Genomic DNA, 3,410 nt, shown 5'->3' with positions numbered 1-3,410 from the left:
GCCCAAGCATCCGCCGACGCCGCATATCGCACGTCCAACATCCTCGGCACCGTCTCCCAATCCGCCGGCGTCCCGACTGGCGCGATCATCGAGCGTGGCATCAATGCCAATGGTGAGTACACCAGGTGGGCGGACGGGACGCAGATTTGCACTGCGGACGTGCCTACATCTAACAGTGCGGATGCGACATGGACGTTTCCGGCAGGGTTTGCGACTGGATCAACTCCGCGCGTCACCGGTAACTCGTCAGATTCCAGCTCAACCACTTGTCTGTCACTCAAAACGCATACCACCAGCAATTTGTCGACCCGCCTGATGCTGATCACAGGGGCTAACGCCCGGTCGTCCGGGGTTGTAAGCGTCAAAGCGCATGGTCGCTGGTACTAACAGGAGCACATCATGCACATCACCCTGTCACCCGTCCGCCTGGACGAAACCCTAGCCCCCACCCTTTCCGGCGACGTGCTAGCCCTCAACGGCCAAGCCTTCGATTTCTCATCGCTACCCGAGGGCGGCACGCTTCCTGCTGACGCCATCGCATCCGACTGGATCGTCGGTCCTGTCTCGCGCATCGACGGTGAGCTGCACCTTACCCTGCGCCTGCCGCACGGCCCGAACCCATCGCGCGCCGTGGCATTCCCTGAGCCGATCCGTGTGACCGGAGACGGGCCTATCGCGCTGCCGACTGACGAGGTTCAAGCATGAATATCGATTGGAGCGGAATGATTACTGCCGAGCAGAAAGCGGAACAGGCGCGACTGGCTCGCGTTCCGCAAATCGTCACTATGCGCCAAGCCCGCCAGGCAATGCTGTATTCAGGCATTCTTGCGCAAGTTGATGCGCTCATTGCCGCTATGCCCGGCGAAGAAGGCGAGTCGGCGCGAATCGACTGGAGTCATGCCCGTGACGTTAAGCGCGACTGGCCGCTGATTGGTGCGCTAGGTCCGCAGCTTGGGCTAACCGAGCAGCAGATTGACGACCTGTTTATCTACGCGGCGACCATTCCACAGTAGCTGTAACGCGACACGCAGCCCCGCCAGTCGGGGCTTTTTTACGCCTGAACCTGTATATCAATCCAGTGATTTGGTAAAATGACCGAGGCCGCAAAGCGCTTGCGACGCTGTGCGGCCTCTAACCAAGATTACCTGTGAGGAGGCAACGATGGCTGAGTCGATTATATCCCCAATCACCAAAGAGGCTGCTAGATCAGCAGGCTTAAAGCACTTTTTTACTGGTGTTCCGTGTGCGCAAGGTCATGTGGCGAAGCGCTTGGTCAGTAGCGGCAAATGCGCTGAATGCAGGCGCCTTAAGAGCGCAAGGGAGCGGGCATCCAACCCCAAGTACTTCAGCGACTACCGAAAAACATATGCGCTGATAAACCGTGAACGGCATATTGAGTATTCTTCAGAGTGGAGGAAAAGCAACCCTGACAGGTGCGCAGCATATAAGGCTAGCTGGAAGTCCAAGAACAGAGAGCAAATGCGTTTATATTTCACAAAGTATTTCCGTGAAAGATATTCGGCCGATCCTGCATTCAGATGCATACAAAGAATTAGAAGCAGGTATCAGGGCGCGCTGAGGCGGGCCAGGCTAGGTAAGGATGTTTCGCTCCAGTCTTCTCTTGGGTACAGCGGATACGAGCTGATGGCGCACATTGAGCGCCAATTTGTTGGAGGCATGTCATGGGACAGTCGAAGCAAGTGGCATATTGATCATATAGTCCCGATATCCCAGCTTCTGGCAGAAGGGGTTACCGATCCTGCCGTCATAAACTGCCTTAGCAACCTTCGTCCTGTTTGGGCAAAGGAAAATCTACAGAAAGGCGCCAAACAGACGAGCCTTCTGTAGTTAATCAGTAATCTCAAGCCCGGCCAGTCGCCGGGTTTTTATTGCCTGGAGTTTCCCATGACCCTCTCTGAAATACGGGAGCGAGCCATAGCGCCCGCTCTCGCGCTGCTGCCTGCGCGGATGTCGAGCCGAGAGGCTGAGATCATGCTGCTGGCTATCACGCAGCAGGAAGATCCCGAGCAGCGACGCCGCCAGTGGCCGACCGGGCCGGCCCGCGGGCTGCTCCAGTTCGAGCAGGGCGGCGGCGTGCGTGGCGTGTTGAATCACCCTTCGAGCCGCGACCACGCCCGTCGAGTGTGTGCTGCTCGAGGTGTTGCGCCGGAGCCGGCTGCTGTGTGGGCTGCTCTTGAGCGTGATGACGTGCTGGCTTTCGCCTTCGGCCGGCTGCTGCTATGGACCGATCCGAAGTCGCTGCCGGGTGAGCATGACGCCGCGGGAGGCTGGGATCTGTACCTGCGCACCTGGCGCCCTGGCAAGCCTCACCCTGGTCGCTGGCCGGCTCGTTACGCCGCGGCTGTGCGTGAGGTGATGCGATGACCGCCTGGCTGAAGTTCGTGCCCGGCTGGGCCTGGTGGGTTCTGGCTCTGGCCGTTGTGGCTGGCGGGCAACAGATGCGGGTGCTATCGGCGCAGTCTGCAGCCTCGAAGGCACAGGTTGAGCTGTCCACCTACCGAACCGAAGTCAGCGAGCGCGACCGCCGCGCTGCGCTGTACGTCATTCAGGAAAACCAGCGGCGCCAGGCCGCGACGGAGAAAGCAGATGCAGAGGCACAGGAACAACTGGCTGCAGCGCGTACTGATGCTGAGCGCGCTGTTAGTGCTCTTGAGCGCCTGCAGCAGCGCCTCGGAGCAGCTGAAAAGCGCAGTCGTGACGCCGGCAATGCCATCACTGCCCAGCTCAGCCAGGCAGCCGAAGGCGCCGCCCGAGTGCGAGCCGACGTGCTCGGCAGGGTTGGAGAGGCTGCTCAACTCTATGCTGGAGTCGCCGACGAGCGAGGAATAGCTGGGTCGACGTGCGAGAAAGCGTATGACGCGGTGAAGGGGGATTAGAGTTGCCCGGACGGGCTAGGACGGTAGACCGGGACTCCGGCCTCCTGTGCTGCGGAGATCATATCGAGCGTGCCTCGCCCGCCAGGGAATGCTACGACGCCGTCTGGCTTGAGGGTTAGCATGTGGCGGTTCCTGACCGGGCCGGCGCGCTTTCCGTACTTCTCCCATTCTGCTCGGCAGCGGGTCAGCTTCACGTCGCGGTTCAGTGCCCACTCACGAGCCCAGCGATCTGCCCCGGGTGCTTCGCCCTGGATGATCTCGCTGATGCCACGGGTCAGAAGTATGTTGTCGAGCACTTCGAAAACGCGGGCGCGGTCGGCGTAGTCGCGGCCTCCGCAGACGATGATTCGGACGGGCATAACGGCCTCCTTGGCTGTCTAATACTAGGTCAGCATGCCGCGCTGTTACTGGCCTGTAGAGGCGCTATGTTGCGGTTGAGTTTTAGACAGTAGATCCGCGCAAGCCAGAATATATGCAGCTTTCAGCAGGATTGTTCCTCTACTGCTGCATCAT

General features: G+C 59.9%; 6 protein-coding genes and 1 pseudogene. 6 read left to right on the top strand and 1 reads right to left on the bottom strand.

Features of this window, described 5'->3' with window-relative positions:
- From EA798_RS20720 to EA798_RS20400, 6 genes and pseudogenes are all read left to right on the top strand, one after another.
- A pseudogene (locus EA798_RS20720) lies at window positions 1-387 on the top strand (hypothetical protein); the annotation flags it as partial.
- A 12-nt stretch (window positions 388-399) separates the two neighbouring features.
- Window positions 400-705 carry a hypothetical protein gene (locus tag EA798_RS20415; protein WP_122100114.1) on the top strand — a complete coding sequence of 102 codons (306 nt, stop codon included), beginning with the start codon at window positions 400-402 and terminating at the stop codon, window positions 703-705.
- Entirely contained in the window at window positions 702-1,013 is a 312-nt protein-coding gene (locus tag EA798_RS20410; RefSeq protein ID WP_122100113.1) for a hypothetical protein, read from the top strand. Before EA798_RS20415 ends, EA798_RS20410 begins: the two co-directional genes overlap by 4 nt.
- A 148-nt stretch (window positions 1,014-1,161) precedes the next feature.
- On the top strand, window positions 1,162-1,848 hold the full coding sequence (locus EA798_RS20575) for an HNH endonuclease signature motif containing protein (RefSeq protein ID WP_147456794.1): 687 nt from the start codon (window positions 1,162-1,164) through the stop codon (window positions 1,846-1,848).
- 57 nt (window positions 1,849-1,905) lie between these two features.
- Window positions 1,906-2,385 carry a hypothetical protein gene (locus EA798_RS20405; RefSeq protein ID WP_122100112.1) on the top strand — a complete coding sequence of 160 codons (480 nt, stop codon included), beginning with the start codon at window positions 1,906-1,908 and terminating at the stop codon, window positions 2,383-2,385.
- Window positions 2,382-2,897 carry a DUF2514 family protein gene (locus tag EA798_RS20400; protein WP_122100111.1) on the top strand — a complete coding sequence of 172 codons (516 nt, stop codon included), beginning with the start codon at window positions 2,382-2,384 and terminating at the stop codon, window positions 2,895-2,897. Before EA798_RS20405 ends, EA798_RS20400 begins: the two co-directional genes overlap by 4 nt.
- On the opposite strand, the gene EA798_RS20395 is transcribed toward EA798_RS20400, so the two are convergent.
- Window positions 2,894-3,256, bottom strand: coding sequence for a DUF2493 domain-containing protein (locus EA798_RS20395; RefSeq protein WP_122100110.1), 363 nt, complete (start codon window positions 3,254-3,256; stop codon window positions 2,894-2,896). The two genes, EA798_RS20400 and EA798_RS20395, sit on opposite strands and share 4 nt — an antisense overlap.
- Window positions 3,257-3,410 lie beyond the last annotated feature (154 nt).

This window comes from Pseudomonas songnenensis (genome assembly GCF_003696315.1).
GTDB classification, from domain to species: Bacteria; Pseudomonadota; Gammaproteobacteria; order Pseudomonadales; family Pseudomonadaceae; genus Stutzerimonas; species Stutzerimonas songnenensis.
The sequence above is the reverse complement of the archived record's forward strand: the minus strand, read 5'-3'. Positions and strand labels throughout refer to the sequence as shown.

Excerpts from the sequence above, each read along its gene's own strand:
- EA798_RS20405 (WP_122100112.1), top strand. The coding sequence starts at position 1,906 with ATGACCCTCTCTGAAATACGGGAGCGAGCCATAGCGCCCGCTCTCGCG.
- EA798_RS20410 (WP_122100113.1), top strand. The coding sequence starts at position 702 with ATGAATATCGATTGGAGCGGAATGATTACTGCCGAGCAGAAAGCGGAA.
- EA798_RS20415 (WP_122100114.1), top strand. The coding sequence starts at position 400 with ATGCACATCACCCTGTCACCCGTCCGCCTGGACGAAACCCTAGCCCCC.
- EA798_RS20400 (WP_122100111.1), top strand. The coding sequence starts at position 2,382 with ATGACCGCCTGGCTGAAGTTCGTGCCCGGCTGGGCCTGGTGGGTTCTG.
- EA798_RS20395 (WP_122100110.1), bottom strand. The coding sequence starts at position 3,256 with ATGCCCGTCCGAATCATCGTCTGCGGAGGCCGCGACTACGCCGACCGC.
- EA798_RS20575 (WP_147456794.1), top strand. The coding sequence starts at position 1,162 with ATGGCTGAGTCGATTATATCCCCAATCACCAAAGAGGCTGCTAGATCA.